The organism is Bradyrhizobium sp. Arg816 (assembly GCF_029989365.1).
Lineage (GTDB): Bacteria > Pseudomonadota > Alphaproteobacteria > Rhizobiales > Xanthobacteraceae > Bradyrhizobium.
The window spans coordinates 121,836-145,802 of record NZ_JAPRAQ010000021.1; the positions used below are offsets into that span (position 1 = coordinate 121,836).

A 23,967-nucleotide genomic window follows, 5' to 3' on the forward strand; every position below is an offset into this window, starting at 1 on the left:
GCCCCTCCTCAACTCGGTTTGCTTTTTTGGGCTGCGCGATCCGGCTTGTGGGTCAACCGCTTCACGGCGGTGACCGCGGCATGGGCAGCGACGGTTAGCCCAACTACGCCGGCAGCGGCCATGCCGATCTGGTCGGCGTTCTCCTCGATGCCAAACTGCCTGATGGTTGTGAGTCGGTCGTAAAATGACCCCTTATCCCAGAAGCCGTCTTCGGAGCAGCCGAAGCAGCCGTGGCCGGATTGAATCGGAAATGAAACGCCGCCGTTCCACCGCAGGGCCGAACAGGCATTGTAGGTGGTTGGCCCCTTGCAGCCCATCTTGTACAGGCAATAGCCCTTGCGTGCGTACTTATCGTCCCACTGTTCGACGAATTGGCCAGCGTCGAAATGGGAACGCCGATAGCACTTGTCGTGAATGCGCTCGGAATAGAACATACTTGGACGCCCTTGGCGATCGAGCTCCGGAAGCTTTCCGAACGTGGTGATGAAAGTCACAAGGCCACTCATGACCTCCGCGATAGGCGGGCACCCGGGCACCTTGATGATCGGCTTGTTGGTGATCACCTTATCGATCGGCACCGCGCCAGTCGGATTGGGCTTGGCCGCTTGCACGCATCCCCATGACGCACACGTGCCCCAAGCGATGATCGCCATGGCCTCTTCCGCCATGGACCTTAGCTTTTCGATGAACGGCTTGCCGCCGTCAATGCAGAACATGCCACCCTCGTTCAGCGGCGGATTGCCTTCGACGGCGAGCACATACATGCCTTTGTGCTTGGCGCGAGTTTCCTCCAGGATGGCTTCGGCCTGGTGTCCTGCCGCCGCCATGATCGTATCGTCATAGTCGAGCGAAATCATCGACAGCAGCACGTCCTTGATCAAGGGATGCGCCGAGCGGATAAAGCTTTCCGAGCAGCAGGTACACTCGAGCCCGTGCAGCCAGATGACGGGCACACGCGGTTTGGTCTCCAGGGCGTTGGCAATACTGCTTGCGGCGAGCGGACCCAGTCCCAAGCTCGCGGCAGTCAAACTGCAGAATTTGTGGAAACTACGACGAGTCATACCCTGACGTCTGATCACGCTGTAGAACGTTTCCGTTGCACCACCCATGACGCCTTCCATGCAAGTTGTCGTCGGCCGTGACGAATTACTGACGTTCAGCAAGAAACAAGCCACCGAAGCGAGACACTTAACAGATACCAAGCCAGCGCTTCGGGAGTTGCGGACTGGCGAAACCAGCCAGCGAGCCACAACTGCGCCATTGATCTGTCATGCTAATGGTGTCCGGCTTTAGACGTCCCTGCAAGCACTTCGACAGAGCAGCACGATGGTTCACCACTGCATGCGGCTACGTCATGCTCGCTCTTGCACGACCGCGACACTCACGTGTCGTGCCGGGGTTGTTGAATAGAATTGGTCAGTTGACGGGCACCGGACTGCCCTCCAGTCTTAATCAGACTTGCCGATTGCTGACCAATGGGGCGTTAACGCCGCTCGTAGTCGTAACTACGCAAGCAGCCCGCACGAAAGCGGCTGTCGAGCGACGAAGAGAAGCCGCAAATGTGAGCCGCCATGCGCACATCGCCCTCGCTCTTTAGATCTGATCGATCCAATATGTCTTTGATTTAAAGCGGCTCGCTGCACGGCATCGCTCCAGGATCGTAAGCGAGAGCCTGGACGTTCAGAGCCATCACAGGAGCGTTCATCGCGCGAGCCGATCGCAGCAATGCGCGATCGATGCGTAGTAGCAGCACTGTCTGCCGACCACCCAAAAGGGTTGGCCGAGCTTTCGGCGGAAAGCGGATTATCGGATTATTGCAGCATAGACGATATATTGGACTTGTTCGCGGTAATACTTCCGGATTTCTCCTGGCGCTGCCGTTCCGACCACCACGACGAGACGCTCCTTTGGGTCGCAGAAAAATTGTGTCCCGTAGGCGCCAGTCCAGGTGAACTCACCTGGATTGCCCGGAACCGCCGAGAGACCTTCGTTTATGCGTACAGCTACTCCGAGCCCGAAGCCGAAGCCGGCACGGTGCGCCTCCACATTGGCGACCTTATTTTTGATCTCTGCCCCGAGGTGGTCGGAAATCATGTGACCCACCGTCTTCGGACCGAGAATGCGCTGCCCATCGAGCTCCCCGCCGTTGAGCAGCATTTGTCCGAAGCGCACGTAGTCACCGACTGTCGCAAATGCGCAGGCTCCCCCGCAGTCAAACTTCGTCGGACTTTCGAGGAGCTCGATGTCTTGTGGCTTTCCCGTCAGCGGGTCGCCTGGAAATGGATGTGCGAGGCGCTCTCGTTGCGATTCCGACAAACGGAAAGTGGCATCCTGCATTTCGATGGGCTTCCACAGATTGCCGGCAAGATAGTCGCCCAATCGCTGTTCGCTGACCTGTTCTACGACAGCTCCCAGCACGTCGGTCGAGAAGCCGTATTCGAATTCCGTCCCCGGTTGGTGCGCTAGCGGCAGCTTAGTGATGGCTTCGATGAACGCCTGCTTATCGCCCCTCAGTGGCGGAGCGGCGAAATCGGGATAGAGACGCGCCACTTGGTCTGAGCTGTCGGGGGGCGCGCCATAGGTGAGCCCGGATGTGTGGCGATATAGGTCGTGGATGTAGATCGGAGAACTCTGCGTTTGAAATTCTAATGAGCCGTCATGCTGTGGCACTCCCACCTTCATGTTTGCGAATTCCGGGTAGTAATCCGTGAGCCTGGCCTGTAGAGGCAGCCGACCTTGCTCCATGAGGATAAGCCCCGCAACGGCCACCATCGGCTTGGTCATAGACGCAAGCGCGAACATCGCGTCGAGCCGCATCGACTTTCCTTTTGCAGGATCGAGTTGCCCGTACGCCTTGTAGTGAATCAGCTTGCCGTCTCTGGCGATTGCAACCACCGCACCCGGCACGCGTTTGCTAGCGATTTCGCGAGCGAAGAACTCGTCTAGTTTGGCGAGGCGCTGCTGAGAAACGCCGACGTCATCGGCTGTCGCTTCGGGCAGAGGCGCGGAGTGCACTGAATTGAAGCCAATTCCAGCAGCCGCCACGGCCATAACAAGCTTGTTCATTGTAGCCTCGCAAGGATTGATGGATCCGGCTTGCAATACTGCTGCTCGCTCGTGATCGGATATGTCCGGCCGGCAAGCCTAAGACGGTTCGGTGCCTCTCCTGGCACAGTGTCTGTCGATGAGGGCCAAGGTGAAGATTACCGCAAAGGCGAACATGACCATACCGCCGGCAACCACACTCGCCTCGTGCCAGCGCGATGCTTGAACGTAGTCTACGACGTAGGCTGACAACACCTTGGTGCGCCCAGGAATGTTGCCGCCGATCATCATCACGACGCCAAATGTGCCGATCGTATGAGAAAAGCCAACCACGGCGGCTTTAACAAACTCCAATCGCGCCAGCGGCCGTCTGATGGTAATGAAGGCGTACAGCGACGAAACGTGCCCCGTAGTTTCCAACGGGCGATTGCCTATCGCGACAAAGGCGTTACGGATCGGCTGCACCACCAACGGCAGCGCCGAGAGGACCGATCCGATCACGATTCCTGCGAAGGTAAAAGCGAGCGTGCGCTCGCCCCACAAAGAGGCGAGAACGCCACCCGGTCCGTTGGGCCCGAGCAACACGAGTACGCAAAAACCGAGAGCCGTCGGCGGTAGCACTAGCGGCAGGGCGATCAGCGTCGCCACCGCCTCGCTCAAAAGAGTCTTTGAGCGCGCTAGCCACCAAGCGAGGGGAACACCAATCGCGAGGAGGATCACGGTCGTTACACTGGCGAGCTCAATCGTGAGCGCAACGGATTGCGCAATCTCTGCCGAAAAGACATCCATGTGCGTCAGCCCAAAAATGAAAGCAGGTCGTCTTACGGGCCCAGTGATCGCCTGCACGTATATGTTGCGCGGATCGCCCTTTAGTCGCGCCGCACTTCCTGGCGGCCGCCACATTCACACGCATCGTTTCTACGAGCAAAAGCAGCATCGCAAGTCTCATCGGCAACTCCTGTGACAGGGCCGCTTCCATCCATATGACGGCGGCACCCTCCTCGTTCGTAATCAGCAATTCCTGTGCCGCGTGCGGGCACTATGCGCAACGTGGGAGAAATTCGCAGAGACGTTTGGCGTGGACCTAACGCTATGTCAGATTTCTGGCATCTTTGTTGCCGAGCAGCCAGCGACAGCCGCGCAACGAAACGGCAGAATTTGACGTCGCCAGAGATGCCTATTTGGCTTATTGGTGGCTCAAACGCCGCACTCGCCGCGCCGGTAATGGAGCGGATCGTAGGAAGCCTGCCCTAGGGCAGCAACGCGAACGATCTAGCTGAGTAGTCATCGTAACGCTGCTTCTGCGACGCGGCAAAAGGCGCGATGGGCCGAGAGCGAAGGCCGCCTGTCGACCAACCTGCCTAATGCGCATCGTTAGCACAGGCATGGAGACAAATGCCCCGTGCACGAACGAGCTTTGCCGCTAGCGACAACGCAGTGCATCGATTCAAGATTATGGCCGCGCAATCGAGCTCCTAAAGCAGACTTCCATCGCGTGGATGAGTACAATCCAAACTATCAATTTTACAAATGTCATCTACTCTTGCATCCATCTCAGCAGTCGGCGCATATCGATCACGCTCGGGCTTCCATCCCGAGACGGGACTCCGCTCATGCGCCCAGCCGATCAAGTTACGCGTCTCGCTGCAACTTTTTGTTCGACCTTGCGAACGCGGACCGAGCACTCAAACCGATGCCGCCCGGAGACAGACGGTTTGTCCGAGACTGCCCAATCGGGCGCACTTTGGGCATCTGGTGCATATCTTGCTTAACGAGAAGGGATAGCGCAACTAAACGCCTGCCTTTGGAACGACGCGCCCGTTCTCGGAACCGTCCTTCAATTGGACACGGCTAAAATGATGAGTCTCGTATGACGCCGTCGTCTCTCAACGACGCGGCGGCTCACATTCGAGTATATTCGGGAAGGAAGCGTCATGACCACCATGGCAACAGCGGCGCCCGCACGCGCGTCGCAAGCTTGGTATAAGATTCTCTACGTGCAGGTGCTGGTCGCGATCTTGATTGGCGCCATGGTCGGTTGCCTATGGCCGTCTATCGCGACCAACGACTGGGTCAAGGCGCTCGGTGACGGGTTTATCAAGCTCATCAAGATGGTGATCGCGCCGATTATTTTCTGCACCGTCACATCTGGTATTGCGCATATTCAGGATGCCAAGAAAGTCGGGCGCGTCGGCGTCAAGGCGCTGGTCTATTTCGAGATCGTCTCCAGCTTTGCCTTGGTGTTGGGCCTTCTTATGGGCAATCTGGTCCAAATCGGTCATGGCCTTGCGGTCAAGCCGGATGCTGCGGCGGTCGCCAATTACGTCAAACAGGCGGAAGCCTCGAAGACTGTCGATTTCTTTCTCAACATCATTCCCGATACCGTGGTCGGCGCCTTCGCCCGCGGCGATGTTCTGCAGGTTCTCCTGTTCGCGATCCTATTCGGCTTTTCGCTGATGGCGTTAGGAAACCGTGGGGAGCGGCTGCGAGGCATGATTGACGACGTCGCGCACGCGGTGTTCGGCGTGATCGCTATCATTATGAAAGCGGCCCCGATCGGCGCCTTCGGCGCCATGGCCTTCACTATCGGCAAGTTCGGGCCGGCAGCACTCGGCAATTTGATCGGTCTGATCGCGCTGTTTTACGCGACGGCGGCGTTGTTTGTCGTGGTGGTGCTCGGTTTGATCGCGCGCCTCGTCGGCTTTTCAATCTTCAAGTTCATTGTCTATATCAAGGACGAGATTCTGATCGTGCTCGGCACATCGTCTTCTGAAAGCGCGCTGCCGCAATTAATGGAGAAGCTCGAACGGCTGGGCTGCTCCAAGCCCGTGGTCGGCCTGGTGGTGCCAACTGGCTACTCCTTCAACCTCGACGGCACCAATATCTATATGACACTTGCGACATTGTTCATTGCCCAGGCACTCGGGGTCGATCTCACCTTTGGCCAGCAGCTCACGATCCTGCTCGTGGCGATGCTAACGTCGAAGGGAGCAAGCGGCGTCACCGGCGCGGGCTTCATCACGCTCGCTGCGACGTTGTCGGTGGTCAACCCAGCGCTGGTGCCGGGCATGGCAATCGTATTTTCGATCGACAAGTTCATGAGCGAGGTGCGCGCCCTTACTAACATCACCGGCAATGGCATCGCCGCCGTGTTCGTATCGTGGTGGGAGGGCGAGCTCGAGCACGCGACGCTGCAAGCTCGGCTCAACCAGCCCAACGGTTCCACCACTATCGACACACGATGAGAAAGGTTCCGGATCTTAACCGCCGCCATTCGAAGACGCGTCGAATGCAAGCGCAGCCACATTTCTCGTAGTTCGAATCGACACCCGACTTGACACGAGCCGGACCTTTCACGCGCCCTCTCCAGTGCGTAGCCCTTGCACCACGTCGCCCCCGGCAGCCGTCCAGAAAAGATGCCCGCCGAGCAAAAGAGTAGGGGCTTTTTTAACAGTCATTTTCAAGTGCGTCTTTCGCCGTCAAGCTCCCGGGCATCTGAACGTTTCTGCGACATTTTGCCGTGCCAGATATTGTTACGGTCCGCGCTGCCGCATTAGATCATGATGGGTATGATCAGCACGGATTAGATGGCACCTCGACAGAGCCGTGGCGGCCCGCACACGCTAGTGTCGGTTCGGCGTCGCTGCGCGCGCTCGATTCCGGCCAACCACTCGGAGACAAGTTCTCGGCACCTAGGCGTGATGGCCCTCGGGCATACAAAGCAGTCGCGTAACTTCGCCTTCGTATCTCGGCACATGACCATTGCGCTTTCTTCCGCATGACCGATCGCACCGGCGAGATGAGTGGTCCGGCAGCTTGTCTTTGTTCTTTCCGGTTCGGCGAGGCGCGCCTGATTGTTCCGGCTCAACGTCTTGACGGAACTGCAGCCGCTGTCCTCGTACGGCTGGCGTAAGGGAGTTGTCCTCGGCTGCAGCCTCGAGCGCCTGCCCGGAGTTATCGGCAGCGGAGCAAAGCAGACATCTGGGCATCGATTGCAGGCGTGTCAGCGCGCCATATTGAAAGGTTTAGGACAACTATACGTACGTCTGTGATGCAATTTTTGTCGGCGCGTGCTCAGTTCAGCACCAAGCAATCGATCTCGGAAGCGCTCGCCAGCGGGTTGCTGGTGCCGAGTATTGCCCTATTTTTGCCTAAAATGTTATAGCTCTCCGCCGGAGAACAGCCGGACGGTATCAAAATGCGTAGCCAGATCAGCAGCTTAGAACGTTCAGCTCTTCAGTTTACCTTCGGCAGCATAATGCTGGCCGTGGTAACACTGGCTTGCTTGTACCTTCACGCGCATTTCGCCGCGACGGCATTCGCATATTTGTTAGTGGTATTGCTGTTTTCGCTGATAGGCAGCTTCATCGCGTCGTCCGCGCTTTGCATCGTAGCCATCGCTGCTCTCGCTTACTACTTTGCGCCGCCGGCATTCAGCCTGCGAATCGATGACCCCCAAGACCTGCCGGTGGTTGTTGCATTCTTTATTGCCTCGATTGTGGGAGCCCACCTGATCGCAAAGCTCCGCGAGGAAAGAGAGGCTGCGCGTGTGGTTGCGGCCAAGCTTCAGCGGAGCGCGGCCGATCTGGAGGATCGCGAAAAACGGTGGCGCGCCATCTTCGAGCACAATCCGGCCATGTACTTCATGGTCGATGAAGCCGGCACTGTCCTCAACGTGAATACATTAGGCGCGACACAACTTGGCTATGCTCGTGCTGAACTGATCGGTCAATCCGTGCTGGACGTATTTCTTGAGGAGGATCGCGCGTTCGTTTGCGAATGCGTTCGGACATGCCTTGAGGATGTCGGACAAACGCGCACGTGGGACGTCCAGAAAGTTAAGAAGGACGGCTCGGTGTTGTGGGTACGTGAAAACGCCAAAGCCATGCTCTGGGCCGATGAGCAGCCCATTGTCCTTATCGCCTGCGAAGATATCACGGAGCGAAGGCGGACCGAACTTGCCCTGCAGCGGAGCGAAGCACATCTGGCCCAGGCGCAGGAGTTGAGTCACACTGGCAGCTTCAGCTGGAACGCCACTACGGGCGAGGCCTTCTGGTCAACGGAAACATTTCGAATTTTCCAATTAGACCCTCAGACAGTGCCACCGGGGCCGCAGCTCGTCGTTGAGCGCACGCATCCAGATGATAGGGCTTCGGTTAGAGAAATTATCGATCGCGCGATGCGAGACCCGAGCGATTTCGAGCACGAATACCGGGTTCTGCTACCGGACGGCTCGGTAAAGCACATTCATGCGCAGGCACGAGCGACGAGGACAGCCTCTGGTGACATCGAGTTTGTTGGGGCAGCTACGGATATTACGGCGGCGAGGCGAGCAGAACAGCAGCTGCGCCGCAGCGAGGCCTATCTGGCCGAAGCCCAGCATCTCAGCCACACGGGCAGTTGGTCCTGGGACGTCTACGGTCTAGATTTCGTGTATCGCTCCGCCGAGGTCGATCGTTTGTTTGGCTTTAGCCCACAAGAGCCGGTATCGATCGAGACCATTCGATCGCGCATCCATCCGGACGATTTGCCGCGGCTACAGGAGGTGCAGCGTCAGGCGATTGAACACAAGGAGGGGCGGTTCGAATATGATTTTCGTATCCTTCTACCGGATGGCGGGATAAGACGCATACACTCCGTTGCGCACGTGGTGGTCGGCAGCGATGGTAACGTCAGCGAGCTGATCGGAACACATATGGATGTGACCGAGCAACACGCAGCTAGGGAACGCCTGGAAAACACACTTGCCGCGCTGCGCGAAAGCGAACAGCGCTTTCGCGACTACGCCGAAACAGCTTCCGACTGGCTCTGGGAGACCGGGCCGGATCATCAGGTCACTCACTTATCCGAGCACACCAGCGCTGCGGGAATTTTGGCGACAGGATTGATGGGCCTGCTTCGCTGGGAGATTGCGTGCGACGTCGAAGAGGAACCCGAGAAGTGGCGGCAGCATCGGGCGACGTTGGAGGCCCATCTTCCGTTTCGGGATCTCGTCTACCGCACCGTGAATCGGACAGGTTCTCCGATCTACGTCCGCACGAGTGGCAAGCCTTTTTTCGATGGAAAGGGCAATTTTCTCGGCTACCGTGGCGTTAGCACTGACATCACCGCTACCATCCGCGCCGATCAAGCCGAACAAGAACTACGAAAGGCACAGGCGGAGCTTGCGCATGTGACGCGTGTAACGACGTTAGGAGAGCTGACAACTTCCATCGCCCACGAAATAAACCAGCCACTCGCCGCTATTATCAGCAACGCCGATGCGTGCCTCGGTTGGATGGGGCGGGAAGCTCCTAATCTTCCCGCCGCGCGCTCTTCGGTGGAGTGGATCATCGAAGACGCAATCCGGGCAAGCGAGGTGATCCGTCGTGTTCGCGCGCTCGCGAAGAAGGGCGAGATTGAGATGGTGCCGCTCGATATCAATGAGGTCGTTAAGGACGTCATTGCGCTGGTAACACGAGAGCTGGTGAGCCACCGAGTGACCTTACGAACCGAGTTGACGGCAGGGCTGCCTACGATCCTCGGCGATCGGATTCAGCTACAACAGGTGATCATCAATCTGGTGATGAACGGAATCGAAGCCATGGACGCAGTTACAGACCGGACGCGCGAACTGCTGATTCAATCATCGAAGGACGATGTGGGGCAAGTCCAGCTTGCCGTGACCGATTGCGGCGTCGGCATCGCCGAGAACGACGCGGACCGCGTCTTGGATCCTTTCTTCACCACCAAATCGACTGGCCTTGGAATGGGTCTTTCGATCTGCCGGTCGATCGTGGAAGCTCATGGAGGACGACTGTCAATGGTCCACAAAAATGGACCGGGCGCGACGTTCCAGTTTTTCCTGCCGCTGCATAAGGAGGCCGTCTCGTGACAAGACGATTTGACTCGCCAGGTGAAGGCAGCAACGCCAAGGCCTCGACAAAGGCGATCGTCTTCGTCGTCGAGGATGACATCTCCATGCGTCGCTCGCTTACGAACCTTTTTCAATCGGTAGGGTTAGAGGTCATTGCATTCGGATCGGCCCGCGAAATGCTGCAGAGCACAATTCCGGACGTTATTAGCTGTCTAGTTCTTGATGTCCGGCTGCCAGGCTTGAGCGGCCTTGACTACCAGACCGAGCTAGCAAGGTTGAACATACATATTCCCATCATTTTCATTACCGGCCATGGCGACATTCCCATGACCGTCAGGGCCATGAAGGAAGGAGCGGTCGATTTTCTCAGCAAACCGTTTCGCGATCAGGAACTGCTTGATGCCGTGGTTGCGGCGACCGAACGCGATCGCAAAAGACGGGAGGCTCAGCAGATCGTCGCTAACCTGCAGTCTCTATTTGAGACCTTAAGCCCGCGCGAGCAGGGGGTGATGAAACTGGTCGCTGCCGGCCTGATGAACAAGCAGGTAGCCGCCGAGCTTGGGCTCGCCGAGATTACTGTCAAGATCTACCGGGGGTACGTAATGAAGAAGATGCGTGCACGGTCGCTGGCTGACTTGATCAGAATGACTGAGACGCTGGGAATTCTTGCCAATCGTCCTGAAAAAACCCACGTATGATTTTACAATTTCATCAGTCGAGCCCACTTTTCTACGAAGGTGGCTAATGCTTGCAGCCGCTATTCCCCCTTCAGGAGGGCTCGTCTTGTCCACGCCTTTGATTTCCGTCGTTGACGACGACGCCTCGGTCCGTGCGGCGACAGAGAATCTTTTGAAATCGCGTGGCTACATCACCCAAATATTTGCGTCGGCCGAGGAACTCCTGAGGTCCCCGCAATTGGACGAGACATCCTGTGTCATTACCGATGTGCAGATGTCGGCTATGAGCGGCTTGGAGCTGTTGGCAGAGATGCGGACACGTGGTTACGACGCACCATTCATTTTCATTACGGCTTTCCCCAACGAACGCTTGCGCGCGTCAGCGCTGGGCGCCGGAGCGATTGGCTTCCTCGCCAAACCCTTTGCCGGACAAGAGTTAATCGAGTGCCTCGACACCGCACTGAACGCGTATGACGGCCTAGGGGGCATCTGATGCAATCAACCCGCGGCTTGAATTGATGTCCGATCTAAACGCTCCACGCGTCGATCTCGCCACCGATCAACTTCTTCGCGGTCAAACGCGCTACTTGCTCTAAAACGCGAGCGAGAGGCCAATTGTCGCCTTGTCCATGCTTTACCGACTATCGCCGGGCGGCTACATTGGCGCAGAACAACCTTATCGCTGCGAGGGCCGGAAGGGCACGCTAGCTCGACTCATTCTGTAGGTCGACGTTCAACGTAATGCTCACCCAAAGCAATCGACGACCCTAAGCACTTCTCAACTCGTCTGGATCGAGGCTATATACTCCATTGCAGAGTGGAGCTGGCGCGAGAGCGCTCGACAAAGCAAGAGATTGGCTGTTCGCAGCCCGACCGCAGTGATGATCATAACGGAGCTTCGCCCAGGACAACCGCCTCGCGTGTTGTGTTGAGGCTTTTCTAGTGAAAGAGCTCTGAACGATGCTCGTGCTCACGGCGTCGTTATGTCCGTTGATGCATGCCGGCCGTCTTGTCCATCGGGCGCCGCTTCGCTGTAAATTTCTTTGTCCACCGACTCACGGCAGGCGTCCACGCCCTTACTACTTCGTAGGCCGTCAGTCATCTGTAGAAGACTTCTGTCTTCAAGCCCTCCAACGTGCTCGGCGCAACACGCCCGGCCCCTCGGCGGCCGGACGCACTTTGGCGGCACCCCGTGCAGGTCCTCGCCGCAGCGAGCATTGCCGCAATTGCCTTGCGCAGTGAGCCCCTACTTCCAACGCTCAAACAACTCAGCAACCGCTAGGCCAAGGAGCACTCTGGGGGCGGTCTTCTGAGCCAACTCAGAGGAACTCTCAGCCGAAACGGCTATAAACACAGGGCAGCCCGGAGCAGGCTAGATTAGTCTACTCCATCGGGCCCAATCACCGGTGATCCCATGGTCACATAAAATCATCCTCATAATCGTATGTTGAGGGGCTCGCTGGGATCTCGGTATCACTACCTTCACTGTCGTCAGCTTTGGAAAGATACCGCGCTGCAGTGCCTTTTCGCTGCCATTCGCCGTCGCTATTTCTTACCCACTTGTCTGACTTCTCTGGGTCGAGAACCATGTTGTCGGCGTCAACCTCGACGAATCCCATCTTTGCCGCACGGGCTCTTGCTTGCGGATTAGCCGGACGCAAATTGAGCAGCGGCTGTTCGCCGCCGATTCGAAGCTGGTGCTCCAGCAGGATATCGCCAGCGTTCTCGACAAGCGGATGAACGACTTGAAGATCCACAGTGGAGGTAGTCCCGTGGCGTCCAGGAAATAGCTTCTTCCACCTTTTGACGTCGAACTCGGTCATGCTGTCACCGCCTTTCATTCTTAGAAGTCCGACACTCTTGTTGCCCAATTGGTAGCTGAAGTATCGCGCATTCTCGGAATCTCGGGTTGTCCCGTAGTCTTTGGCAACTTCTGCAGTTCGCCTTGCCTTGGCGGACACGAAGTCGGAGTACTCTTGGAGGTTGTCGGCGATGTACTCGATTTCGTCGCCATGATAGGCCTCCGCGGCTTTTCGGAATGAGTGACGATCCTTGAACTCTATGATGGGAGGGGTTGAAACGAGCGAATACGGTCTCGTTGCTGAAGATGAACTGCCACTCGAGCCAGATTCCTCTAAGCGCATATTGGCGAACGCATCAGCAAAGTTGTCTGCGTCGATTTGCTCATCAGTTTCGGCAAAGTGAGGGATTGGAAGTAGGACGAGCCATTGATCCGATTATACATGGCGATTAGTGCTCCCGTCGGACATACATTTCCGAATCTAGTGTAGGCTTGTTGGGCCCAGCGGCGCTGATAGGGAGCCTGGCTTACCAAAACCTGACGTGGCCGCCCTCACGTTGGCTTGTTATAGGGCTTCCTTCTGAACGACACGGCGGCACACGCTCGTGCCATTGGCATTCATAAGGCTTTGATGAGAGGCCGCGAACAGCTCCGAGGAAGCTCCATTATTAGGAATTTGGTTGATCGCCGATTGACCTGCTGACGCCAATCCGATGGTGCTCTTTTCGGTGTTCCGCCGCGGCCGTCTCATATCCGGGTTTTCTTTTCAACGTTCCAGTGGAGCTCGCGAGCCGCCTTCCACAGATTGGCCGATTTCCAGACTTTGAGCACCGATATCGCCTGCCCCAGAAACGTAGTCTGACGTCGACTCGTGGAAGCGCGACCGCGCGTTCGGCGTCAACGCTCATTTACCCAAATCCGCATTTCGCCTTCGCCGCGGTTAGCCCAGCTGAACCACGGAATGAATGTCAGCCGCTGCGGTTCTAGCTGTCCAAGCACTTTGTTGTATTGATAAAGCGCCGATTCTTCAGAATGCGTGTATTGCAACCGCGCCGCGCCGACCTGCAGCAAGATCTCGCCACTAAAGAGACCGGCTCCCTCGATAAGGGAAAGCCGACTGTCTGCATTAAGCCAAACGTTGTGTAACTCGGTCCCGTTGTCGGCCTCCTCCAGACAGTAAATTAAGGGGCCACGCTGGATGGCCACCTTGCCGGCCAAATTGCGAAGTTGTGGATGGCCGTATACGCGACGCACTTGCATTGGCAGCGATAGTTCGACGCAATCTCCCTGCCGCCACGTTCGGCGAATGTGCAAATAGCCCTTGCGCGGCTCGCAATTCACAGGCTCGCCGTTCACGCTCGCCTGCGGCGCGCTGCACCATTCCGGCAGGCGCAGGGCGAGCGTGTGGGCAATTGGCGGCGCAGCTTCGACGGCGATTTCCACCTGGTCTCTCCAGGGATAGCTGCCGCTTATGAGCAACCGCAGCGCATGTCCGTCCACGGATATTGCCACCCTATTACCAACGTAGAGATTTACATAGAGCGCGTCGATGCTGGGCGTGTAGATTTAATGACCAATCGATTTGAAAAGGCTGCGATGTTCGGTGGACAGCACGCGCAGCCAAACCAGCGTCGTCGCACCGGCGAGACGTGATTGTAGATGCCATTAGACCTCAGTGTTTTGGGATGCACTTCGAGCGGGTTAACATAGAAATAGTGACGCCCGTCGAACGCGATACTGCCGAGAACGGTATTGTAGAGCGCGCGCTCCATCACGTCGGCATAGCGGCCGTCCAATTCCATCTCCAGCATACGGCGCGCAAACATCATCAGGCCAATCGACGCGCAACTTTCCGCGTACGCCGTATCATTTGGCAAATCGTAATCGCTGCTGAACGCTTCGCCGGCGCCTTGCGAGACGATGGCTTTGGTAATATAGATCTGGCGACGGACCATGTTTTGCCATAGCCGTAGGCAAATTTGGCGCTGCTGCTCGTTCTGGCGCAGACGCGCGAGATGAGCTACTGCCGTCATGAGGTATACAAAACGAACCGCATGACCGGTTGCAGTCCGCTGCTCCGAAAGCGGCAAGTGCGCTTGGCTATACGCTTTGCTTTTTATCATCCAAGGCGTGCCGTCGGATTTGGGGACGCAGGATTGCTGGCGCTTCTCGTACTCAATGTCGTAGTAGTGTGGCTCCATGCCGCGTTGCTCCACGAAATAATTGGCTAGCGTGAGATATCGCTGCTTCTTTGTCGCTTCGTAGAGGCGTGCCAACGCAAGTTCGATTTCCGGATGGCCATCATAGCCGTGCAACTGATCGCGCTCTGGGCCGAAAACTGTGCAGAGGCGGAAGTTCTCTACCGCGTGACTCGGTATCACCTCGGGATTGCGATCGTCTAGTCGCCGCGTTGGGCGGCCGCAATCAATTCAATCAGCTCATCGACGGCTTTCTTCAGCTGTGGATTTGTGCCTGGCATAGCGACCATGCAGCCGCCTCAAGCCATTTTGCGACGTCACGGTCCTGAAAAACCGTGCCATGGAACTCGCCCCTCGCACGTCCGGCAGCAAGGCAGCACCTCCCATTGGTAGGGAATTGCCACTTCCCTGACCAGCTGCTGGCATTGCCCAATCAGCGGATCCGAGACCTGTAGGTTGTGAAGATCAACTTCGGCCACATTGCAATCATTCATCGCGTTCCTCCTTGGAAGATACCTAGCCTGGCAAGCCACCTCGCCACGATTACGTTGTTGAGCTTGTCGCCCTGAGATTTGCGCTGCACACTCGTACTCTCGGTGCGAGGCTTCAAAACGATAGAAATGGAGAGGCTGCCCTAAGGCGCCGCCCTCCCAGACATGCGTTGACAGCAGTCGGTCGAGGAGCGGGACAGCAAATCCCGTGCCCAGAATAAGGAGCGGTTCTTCTGGTCAACCAGATCTGCGGCTCCCCGTAGGAACCCGATGCGATCGCTGGCCCACCAACTGGATTTGCCAGTCGTGCTAAATCCCGCGTCGCTGCAAGGCTGGTCGATCCTGCTATACGAGCGGGTCGGCCTTCACCGGATTATATAATGACGTACTCTCCTGCCGCCACAGCCGGGGGCGCCGCGTCCTTCCGGTGCGGCGCCGCCCTGCACTCGGTTTTAGGCGCTCGAACTAGCGCGAGAATGTCCAGCTTCTAACAATCCATTTGTTGACACGCAGCAGCTGGGAGGGCCGCGGTGGTGCGTATGGTCCAACCACATTGCGTGAGCCGGTGCTACGCGCGATCGAAGCGACAAAACTGAACTGCTAATCCTAAGCAATCGTCCCCGGGGGTCCAAGTGCATGCTCAACGACATGGGGCCGTGCTGGCAATCGGGAAAAGTAAGTTGTCGCGCGTATGCGCTGCCAGTGAATAAGCCGCGACGGAGCGGCCCGAAGCTGTTGTGTGCACCGACTTGCTCGTCGGCTTCGGCAAGGTGGGAGGATGAGTTAGAGAGTCACTTTTGTGCGCCGAGCTATAGGCTGATTTCGCCCTGCAAGCAGATAGCAGGCTGGGTAACCGAGAGCCGACTTGGACCTCCCATTGTCCGCAATTCCCACTTATTATCGACCGTTCCGCTCGAACGACAGGAAGGTAACGCTCGCCCCCATTGGCGTTGGTTGGTTGACGATTACGACGCAAGCAGGACTGACTCTGCTCATCGAGCTGGATCGGTCTATGATTGACCTGTTGATACTGGGATCGTTCTCCTTGAGCTCGCCCGCTCCATTAGTGGCCTCAATGCTCCAATACAACATTGCCGCCTCATTCCACAGTCACCGATTTTGCTAGATTACGCGGCTGATCCACGTCCGCGCCCCTTACGAGCGCGGTATGGTAAGCCAAGAGCTGAACCGGAATGGCATAGACCATCGGCGTAAAGCTTGCGACCATCTCCGGCAGCACAATGGTCATGAGTGTGTCCACCGTCGCTTCCAAAGCACCCTTCGAATCGGTGATCAGGATAATCTTGCCGCCCCGAGCCGCAACTTCTTGCATATTCGAGACGGTCTTCTCGAAGACCCCGTCATAAGGCGCGATCACCACCACAGGCACTGCCTCATCTATCAATGCGATCGGTCCGTGCTTGAGCTCGCCGGCCGCATAACCTTCTGAGTGGATATAGGCAATTTCCTTCAGCTTGAGTGCGCCCTCCAGCGCCAGGGGGGCCGATGTGCCACGACCGAGATAGAGCACGTCCCTTGTGTCGGCGACATAACGCGCGAGCTTCTCGATCTGCGGCTCAATCAACAGGGCCGCAGCAATCAACCGCGGCACTTCGATAAGCTCACGCACAAGCTTCGATTCATCGATCTCAGACAGTTTATCGCGCTGTTTGCCCGCTGCGATGGCAAGCGCGGCCAATACCATCAGCTGGCAGATGAATGCCTTGGTGGAGGCGACGCCGATTTCTGGCCCCGCCAGCGTCGGCAGAACGGATTCGCTCTCCCGCGCAATCGTCGACGTCGGGACATTGACCACAGATATCGTGTGCACGCCCTGGTCCTTGGCGTATCGCAACGCAGCGAGCGTGTCAGCGGTTTCGCCCGACTGCGAGATGACGATCGCGAGATCGCCCCGGCGCAAAGGCGCCTCCCTGTAGCGGAACTCGGAGGCTACATCGATCTCGACAGGCAAGCGCGCCAGCCGCTCGAACCAGTATTTGGCGATGTGCCCGGCATAGCTTGCAGTGCCGCACGCGGTAATTGAGATGCGCTGAATGGATTTAAAGTCGAACGGCAATGTGAGGGGCAGGGCGACGCGCTTGGCCGCCATGTCGAGATAATGCGCCAATGTCTTGCCGGCCACTGTCGGCTGTTCGTGGATTTCCTTGGCCATGAAGTGGCGATAATTCGCTTTGTCCACAAGGAGTGACGATACGCCAGACTTTGATGTTTCCCGCTCGACGACAGATCCGTCTGCGCTATAAATCACGCACGTCGTGCGCGTAAGCACGGCCCAGTCGCCGTCTTCAAGATAGGTGATGGTGTCGGTCAAGGGCGCGAGCGCGATCGCGTCCGATCCTAGATACACTTCGCCGTTACCATGTCCGATCGCAAGGGGCGACCCCTTACGCGCACCGATCAAAAGATCATCGTGGGCCTTGAAAAGGAATGCCAGCGCGAAGGCACCGCGCAGCCGCGGCAGCGACGCTTGTACCGCATCCTGCGGCGAGTAACCCTTCTCGAGATAAGATTCGACGAGATGCGCCACCGCCTCCGTGTCTGTCTCTGAGCTAAAATGGGCTCCATTCCGCTCCAGTTCGGCTCGCAGCTCGCGGAAATTCTCAATGATCCCGTTATGAACGACCGCGACATTTTCCGTCGCATGCGGGTGAGCATTGCTCTCGGTCGGCTTTCCATGAGTCGCCCAGCGGGTATGACCGATGCCGGTATGACCCGACGGCGGATAGCAGCGCAGCTGCTCCTCAAGGTTTCTCAGCTTACCTTCAGCGCGGCGGCGCTCGATACGGAGACCTTCGAGAGTCGCGAGGCCCGCGGAGTCGTAGCCACGATATTCCAATCTCTTGAGCGACGCGACCAACTGCCCAACGACCGGACCACGCCCCAAAATGCCAACAATTCCACACATATCGATCAATGCAGCCCAAGTTTAAGGAGTCCGACCTCCCCTACAGGAACCCGGTCATGAAATTCGCTTGCCCGATGGTAACAGGTGTCAAGTTCGGTTTTCGCGGCCGCCTGTATCACCGCCGCATTCACAAGCGTGAGTTAGATCTCTTTCAGCCATCATCGCTTCGCCCGCCTACATTCCGCTTTTGGCTGCCGATCGAGTACAAACAGCGGCAGCTCTAGCTTTAACTGTCCTGTCTTACTGGAGATAATTTTTCCGGCGCGGGTTTAAGAGACTTATCATACTGAACCGAGGCAACTTACGCTCGGTCAAGGTTAAAGGATTGCCGTCGAAGCTCCATTGTACGAAAGTAAGCTCTCGATATCGAAACGTTCGACGATCTATACCAACGTTTGCTACTCTTTCTCACTTTGTCTCGCGTCGACCGTCCACTGCCTGCCGCGAGTTGGATATTGGCAACGGCGCTGATCATGGTTGATGAGTCGACCTACAAGACTGCGGGTTCTGTTCCGAAGCTAACAGCGCTTTGTAGACTGCGGCTCTATGAGCAGGCTTGGCTGTGTGCTGGCTTGCATGCCGTCATTCCGACAAATGCATTGAATGCGACCTCAGCTCGTCGCTCTCCCACGCCATGGCCAGACCACGCGAATGCACACATGCACCTGAGGATAGATAAGGAGCACAGACCGTCGCTTCTATCTCATTGGAAACATCGCCCAGGGGCAAGTACGCCTCGGGCGCGCGTAAGGGCGTTTTGCCATCCATCTCGCCTTAGGACTATCGCGCTGCTAGGGTTGCTGGGCTTCATTTTTGACGCTCAATGTGTTGGCATCCTTTAGTCCAAATATAAATCAATGTATATATAGTGTGCATTCCTGCATGGTGTGTATGACTGGAGCTAACGATCGCTTTCCTTTAATTGCGGGTGGAGCGCGCGTGCACATCTAGTTTTATCGAGAAACGGCTTCGCAATGGTGTTTCACAGCGAGGCTCTTTGCGGCGCAACTAAGAGAGACCATGGCGGCTCAGGACTCAAAGCGGCGCGTTGCGCTAATTACGGGCGTTACCGGGCAGGACGGCGCATATCTCGCCGAGTATTTGCTCGGTCTCGGCTATGTCGTGCACGGCATCAAGCGGCGCTCGTCCTCGTTCAACACCGCGCGCGTCGATCACCTCTATCAGGACCCGCATGTCGGCAACGTGCCGTTCCTGATGCACTATGGCGATATGACGGATTCAACCAATCTGATCCGCCTGGTGCAGCAGATCCGGCCGACCGAGATCTACAATCTCGCAGCTCAAAGCCACGTCGCCGTCAGCTTCGAGAGCCCGGAATACACCGCCAACGCCGACGCCATCGGCGTGCTGCGCCTCCTGGAAGCGATCCGCATCCTCGGCATGGAGAAGGAGACGCGGTTCTACCAGGCCTCGACCTCCGAGCTCTACGGCCTGGTGCAGGAGATCCCGCAGAAGGAGACGACGCCGTTCTATCCGCGCTCGCCCTACGGCGTCGCCAAGCTCTACGGCTACTGGATCACGGTGAACTACCGCGAAGCCTACGGCATGTTCGCGTCGAACGGCATCCTGTTCAACCATGAGAGCCCGATCCGCGGCGAGACCTTTGTGACCCGCAAGATCACCCGCAGCGTCGCGCGCATCGAGGTCGGGCTGGAACAGACGCTCTATCTCGGCAATCTCGAAGCCAAGCGCGACTGGGGCCATGCCCGGGACTATGTCGAGGGCATGCACAGGATCCTGCAGGCCGACAAGCCCGACGACTTCGTGCTCGCCACCGGCGAGATGCGCTCGGTGCGCGAGATGGTCGAGCTGTCCTTTGCCCATGTCGGCCGCCGCATCGCCTGGCGCGGCAAGGGCGTCGAGGAGACCGGCGTCGATGAGGCGAGCGGCAAGATCGTGGTGAAGATCGATCCGACCTATTTCCGTCCGACCGAGGTCGATCTCCTCGTCGGCGACGCCAGCAAGGCGCGCGAGGTGCTCGGCTGGACGCCGAAGCGCAGCTTTGCCCAGCTCGTCGAGGAGATGATGGCAAGCGATCTGGCCGAGGCAAAACGGGACGCTGGCAGTGGCAAACGCACCGTTTGAGCTGAAGGGCAAGAGCGTCTATGTCGCCGGCCATCGCGGCATGGTCGGAGCCGCGCTGCTGCGCCGGCTGGCGCGGGAGGACGTGCGGCTCGTCACGGTCGACCGGCGCGAGGTCGATCTCTGCAACCAGGCCGCCGTGTTCGACTGGTTCGCGAAAACGCGGCCGCAGGTGATCTTCCTCGCCGCGGCCAAGGTCGGCGGCATCGTCGCCAACAACACGCTGCGCGCCGAGTTCATCTACGACAACATCGCGATTGCCGCGAACGTGATCCAGGCCGCGCATCAGAACGGCGCCGAGAAGCTGATGTTTCTGGGCTCGTCCTGCATCTATCCGAAGCTGGCGCCGCAGCCCTTGCGCGAAGATTCCGTGCTATCAGGTCCGCTGGAGCCGACCAACGAGCCCTATGCGATTGCCAAGATCGCTGGCATCAAGATGGCGGAGGCATATCGCAGCCAGTATGGCAGCGACTTCATCAGCGTGATGCCGACCAATCTGTACGGCCCCGGCGATAATTATCACCCCGAGCTGAGCCACGTGGTTGCCGCCCTGATCCGGCGTTTCCATGAGGCAAAAGTCGCAGGCGCGAAGAGCGTGGTGGTCTGGGGCACCGGCACACCGCGCCGCGAATTTCTCTACGTTGACGATCTCGCCGACGCCTGCATCCATCTGATGAAGACCTATTCCTCGCCCGAACTTATCAATATCGGTACCGGCGAGGACATCAGTATCGAAGAGTTAGCACTCATGGTCGCGGCCGCCATCGGTTTTCGCGGTGAGATCAGACTCGATACGTCGCGCCCTGACGGCACGCCGCGCAAGCTACTCGACGTCGGGCGGCTGTCCGGGCTCGGCTGGCGCGCCACGACCTCGCTTGAGGACGGCATTCAGCTGGCATACCGAGCGTATCGCGCCGACAGCGATGGACGGCACCAGAGTGATCTGCCTGTCCGGGATAACGGGGCAATCCTAGGTACTAATCGGCGGTGAATGTCCAGCCTAGCGGATTTGCCGCTCACGTAATGACCAACTTTGCTTCGCAGTTGACAAGCGTTCATTGTCAACGACGGGGCTCGATCGGACGCCAAGAACCCAAGTGACGCGGTGTATCCTACCTACGACGCAGCCAACCACTTGCAGGAAAAGGAGAATGGCCATGATCGAGACCTGCTGCCATGAAGTTCGCCTTAGCGATGGTCTGTCATCATCATCCTCGCCGACAGCGTAACGATGGACATGAGCGCGCCCAGCATCCCAAACGCCAAGCGCAAGCCAAACATGTGTGCGACGAACCCAATGCCGGCGGGCCCAACGAGTATACCCGCATAGCCGGCTGTCGTGATGACCGCGATCGCAACGCCTGCTGGCATCATTTTCTGGTTGCCGGCGCGTCGACAAAGTACAGGTACAACATTTGAAATACCCAAGCCAATAAGCAGGAACCCCGCCATAGCAATCAACGCAACGGGCGCGGCCACCACAGCCAAGAAGCCTGTTACGATCGGCAGAGTCCCGAGTATCAATGTGGCACGGTCTCCGATTCGCGCCACCACGGCATCTCCGCTGAGACGCCCTGCGGCCATTGCGATTGAGAAAACCATACAACCAATGCCCCCGTGCGCTTCCGCGAGAAGCTCTCGTTCAACGAGAAGCAAAGCGCTCCAATCGAGCATTGCACCTTCGACAAGAAAGGTGATAGCCGCGAGCACAGCTATTAGCAACACATTGCGATGGGGCAAAACAAACGATGGCCCCTGCTGCCCCGACCCAGCCGCGAGCCCCGGCCAGGCCGATACAATAGCGATCGTCATTAACGCCGAACAGACCAACGTCGAAAAAACCGGGCCAAGCTGCAGCGACAAGAACGCGGTCACGGCGGCAGAGCCGGTGAATTCCCCAATGCTGTACTGGGCGTGGAAGCCAGACATCAATGGACAGCCCGTGTCGCGCTCCAATTCAATCGCGTGAATGTTCATGGCTACATCGATCGAGCCGAGTGAAACACCGAAAGCAAACAGCGCAGCACCGAGCCTGACAGGTGTGTCGGCAATTACAAGGCACGGCAACATGATCGCGAGTCCAAGTCCACCCGCGAGGATAATGGGCTTGCTGCCGTACCGCGCATTCAATACGCTGGTCAAAAGCATCGCGATGACGGATCCCGTTCCGAGACAGAGCAGCAGAAGACCAAGCATGCGGTCATCGACCGCGAGCCGCTCCTTGGCGAGTGGTACCAAAGGCGCCCAGGCCGCGAGGCCGACTCCGGCCACAAAAAATGCGAGCCGAGTCCCAAGCAGGCCGGCTGACCAATTAGCAGACAGTATCACGGGTGCTCCTGAGAGAAGGGGCTCGCGAGCGCGACGCCCCTCATCCTGCGTGCGTCGCCTGCATGTGGCGCTATCGACAATGATGGCCTCAAGCTGGCATTCTTTATCCCTGCAAATGCAATGCCGTCACAAAAACTACTGGACTACGCGAGCCGGCGGTGATCGTCGAGCCCGTGGATACGGTGTTTCGGTTATTCCTTCCCGGTTAAGCTGGCCATAAGAGGGTGACAGTTTTTGCTGATCTACGACAACCGGAGACGCAACGCTCACTGTGGCTTTGTCGCAAAGCCTACAAACCCTGCAAAGCCAACGGCGCCGGACGCCACTGTGTACTCGGCGTGAACACCGCCGTAGGTTTTCCTACCGCTTTTGCAAAACGGGAGTTCTCATCGCAAGTAACGGCGCTGACTCACGAGATCAATACAAGACCGCTATCACGCGGAAGCCGTCAATGTCGGCCCGATACTTTTGAAATTCGATTATTCCTGGTCTCAGGCCGCCAAGTAGTTTCCATGACATCATTCGCGCCACGGAAGAGGGCGGCGTCGCTCAGGTCCACGACGCGCGCGCATTCGATACCGAGGTGCCCGCCGGCATCGTTCAAGCGCTTATATCCGCAGTTCGCCGAGACCGTCGCTCCGACCAAATCGGACTGTGGGTGGTAAGGAGCAAGTGTAGCAGTCACAAATCCATCAGTATCACCGCCCCTCACGTTATAAGCCCAGGCGCTCTGCACTAGTGGTTCATCTCAGTGATTTTGACTCTTTGGCGGTGGTTGGATAGGCGCGGCCGAGTTTGTCGCGTGCTTTTGTCGGTTGTGAACATCCATTTGATGCGGTCTCGGGTTTTATTTCGCCGCCGTTGCCATGCTGCGATCTCGTTTTGGAGCCTTTTGGGATCGTCGATGCGGCGGCCGAGACATTGGCGCTGTAGCACGCTGATCTCGCACTCGACCATGTTGAGCCAACTGGCGTGTTTCGGAGTGTAGTGGAACTCAAGGCGACGCAGGATGCGCCGGGCCTCGGCAGGCGCAAATGCTTGATACAGCGCACCGGCAGTATGGATCGACAGATTGTCCTGCACGACACGAATGCAGGCGGCATCGGGATAATGGACATCGACGAGTTCGCGCATGCAGTGCGCGTAGTCTACGGCAGCGCGGCGCTCTGTCGTCTTGACGTTGCGCCAGCCACGATGGGGGTCGAATGTCACGAAGAGATTGACGGTGCCGTTGCGGCGATATTCGTAATCATAGCGCTCGCGCTGCCCCGGTTGACCCGGGATCGGCTGACGCACCTCGCCGATGAGTTGGACCGGGGTCTCGTCGAAGCAGACCAGCGGCCGCTCGGGGTCCGGCGCTTCAGCGTAGAGATCGAGCACGTCCTCCATGCGAGCGACGTATTCGCCGTCGACACAGGGAATGCACCACATGTCCCTGCGCCACGGTTTGAGGTCGTTTTCGGCCAGCCGGCGGCGCACAGTCTCGCCTGACAGGCTGTCGTGATCGGTGAGCTTGACCATCGCGTCGGCCAGCAGCGTCAG

The 23,967-nt window shown here is 57.8% G+C and carries 14 protein-coding genes and 1 pseudogene; 6 read left to right on the forward strand and 9 right to left on the reverse strand.

Annotated features, from left to right (window positions below):
- Positions 1 to 8 precede the first annotated feature (8 nt).
- The 3 genes from OWC48_RS35160 to OWC48_RS35170 form a co-directional block, all read right to left on the reverse strand.
- Positions 9 to 1,109 carry a hydrogenase small subunit gene (locus OWC48_RS35160; protein ID WP_282524117.1) on the reverse strand — a complete coding sequence of 367 codons (1,101 nt, stop codon included), beginning with the start codon at positions 1,107 to 1,109 and terminating at the stop codon, positions 9 to 11.
- Between the two features lie 694 nt (positions 1,110 to 1,803).
- Positions 1,804 to 3,066, reverse strand: a complete 1,263-nt coding sequence (locus tag OWC48_RS35165; protein WP_282524099.1) for a serine hydrolase — start codon at positions 3,064 to 3,066, stop codon at positions 1,804 to 1,806.
- Positions 3,067 to 3,144: 78 nt separating this feature from the next.
- Entirely contained in the window at positions 3,145 to 3,834 is a 690-nt protein-coding gene (locus OWC48_RS35170) for a molybdenum ABC transporter permease (protein ID WP_282524100.1), read from the reverse strand.
- A 1,145-nt stretch (positions 3,835 to 4,979) separates the two neighbouring features.
- Between OWC48_RS35170 and dctA the strand changes: the two genes are divergently transcribed.
- The 4 genes from dctA to OWC48_RS35190 all read left to right on the forward strand — a co-directional run bounded on the left by dctA (position 4,980) and on the right by OWC48_RS35190 (position 11,071).
- A complete protein-coding gene (dctA, locus tag OWC48_RS35175) occupies positions 4,980 to 6,290 on the forward strand; it encodes a C4-dicarboxylate transporter DctA (protein ID WP_282524101.1) in 1,311 nt (436 codons plus the stop codon).
- Positions 6,291 to 7,243: 953 nt separating this feature from the next.
- Complete coding sequence (locus OWC48_RS35180; protein ID WP_282524102.1) at positions 7,244 to 9,919, forward strand: PAS domain S-box protein; 2,676 nt, start codon at positions 7,244 to 7,246, stop codon at positions 9,917 to 9,919.
- A complete protein-coding gene (locus OWC48_RS35185; protein ID WP_282524103.1) occupies positions 9,916 to 10,599 on the forward strand; it encodes a response regulator transcription factor in 684 nt (227 codons plus the stop codon). The genes OWC48_RS35180 and OWC48_RS35185 overlap by 4 nt, the downstream gene beginning before the upstream one ends.
- An 85-nt stretch (positions 10,600 to 10,684) precedes the next feature.
- Complete coding sequence (locus OWC48_RS35190) at positions 10,685 to 11,071, forward strand: response regulator transcription factor (RefSeq protein WP_282524104.1); 387 nt, start codon at positions 10,685 to 10,687, stop codon at positions 11,069 to 11,071.
- A 925-nt stretch (positions 11,072 to 11,996) separates the two neighbouring features.
- Here the strand turns inward: OWC48_RS35190 and OWC48_RS35195 are convergent.
- The 4 genes from OWC48_RS35195 to glmS all read right to left on the reverse strand — a co-directional run bounded on the left by OWC48_RS35195 (position 11,997) and on the right by glmS (position 17,994).
- Entirely contained in the window at positions 11,997 to 12,401 is a 405-nt protein-coding gene (locus tag OWC48_RS35195) for a hypothetical protein (protein WP_282524105.1), read from the reverse strand.
- Between the two features lie 875 nt (positions 12,402 to 13,276).
- Entirely contained in the window at positions 13,277 to 13,891 is a 615-nt protein-coding gene (locus tag OWC48_RS35200) for a beta-L-arabinofuranosidase domain-containing protein (protein WP_282524106.1), read from the reverse strand.
- Positions 13,892 to 13,911: 20 nt separating this feature from the next.
- The gene (locus tag OWC48_RS35205) at positions 13,912 to 14,760 is read right to left on the reverse strand and encodes a beta-L-arabinofuranosidase domain-containing protein (protein WP_282524107.1); all 849 of its coding nucleotides are present in this window, start codon (positions 14,758 to 14,760) and stop codon (positions 13,912 to 13,914) included.
- Between the two features lie 1,407 nt (positions 14,761 to 16,167).
- Complete coding sequence (glmS, locus tag OWC48_RS35210; protein WP_282524118.1) at positions 16,168 to 17,994, reverse strand: glutamine--fructose-6-phosphate transaminase (isomerizing); 1,827 nt, start codon at positions 17,992 to 17,994, stop codon at positions 16,168 to 16,170.
- Positions 17,995 to 19,014: 1,020 nt separating this feature from the next.
- On the opposite strand from glmS, the gene gmd reads away from it, so the two are divergent.
- Positions 19,015 to 20,100 carry a GDP-mannose 4,6-dehydratase gene (gmd, locus tag OWC48_RS35215; protein ID WP_282524108.1) on the forward strand — a complete coding sequence of 362 codons (1,086 nt, stop codon included), beginning with the start codon at positions 19,015 to 19,017 and terminating at the stop codon, positions 20,098 to 20,100.
- Positions 20,081 to 21,088, forward strand: a complete 1,008-nt coding sequence (locus tag OWC48_RS35220; RefSeq protein WP_282524109.1) for a GDP-L-fucose synthase — start codon at positions 20,081 to 20,083, stop codon at positions 21,086 to 21,088. The genes gmd and OWC48_RS35220 overlap by 20 nt, the downstream gene beginning before the upstream one ends.
- Positions 21,089 to 21,285: 197 nt before the next feature.
- Here OWC48_RS35220 and OWC48_RS35225 read toward each other — a convergent pair whose 3' ends face one another.
- Both OWC48_RS35225 and OWC48_RS35230 read right to left on the reverse strand, forming a co-directional pair.
- Positions 21,286 to 22,422 carry an MFS transporter gene (locus tag OWC48_RS35225; RefSeq protein ID WP_282524119.1) on the reverse strand — a complete coding sequence of 379 codons (1,137 nt, stop codon included), beginning with the start codon at positions 22,420 to 22,422 and terminating at the stop codon, positions 21,286 to 21,288.
- A 746-nt stretch (positions 22,423 to 23,168) separates the two neighbouring features.
- Positions 23,169 to 23,967: pseudogene (locus tag OWC48_RS35230) on the reverse strand (IS630 family transposase); the annotation flags it as partial.

Bases quoted from the DNA above. Each gene is read 5' to 3' on its own strand.
- gmd (WP_282524108.1), top strand. From the start codon at position 19,015: ATGGCGGCTCAGGACTCAAAGCGGCGCGTTGCGCTAATTACGGGCGTT.
- OWC48_RS35165 (WP_282524099.1), bottom strand. From the start codon at position 3,066: ATGAACAAGCTTGTTATGGCCGTGGCGGCTGCTGGAATTGGCTTCAAT.
- dctA (WP_282524101.1), top strand. From the start codon at position 4,980: ATGACCACCATGGCAACAGCGGCGCCCGCACGCGCGTCGCAAGCTTGG.
- OWC48_RS35160 (WP_282524117.1), bottom strand. From the start codon at position 1,109: ATGGGTGGTGCAACGGAAACGTTCTACAGCGTGATCAGACGTCAGGGT.
- OWC48_RS35170 (WP_282524100.1), bottom strand. From the start codon at position 3,834: ATGGATGTCTTTTCGGCAGAGATTGCGCAATCCGTTGCGCTCACGATT.
- OWC48_RS35195 (WP_282524105.1), bottom strand. From the start codon at position 12,401: ATGACCGAGTTCGACGTCAAAAGGTGGAAGAAGCTATTTCCTGGACGC.
- OWC48_RS35180 (WP_282524102.1), top strand. From the start codon at position 7,244: ATGCGTAGCCAGATCAGCAGCTTAGAACGTTCAGCTCTTCAGTTTACC.
- glmS (WP_282524118.1), bottom strand. From the start codon at position 17,994: ATGTGTGGAATTGTTGGCATTTTGGGGCGTGGTCCGGTCGTTGGGCAG.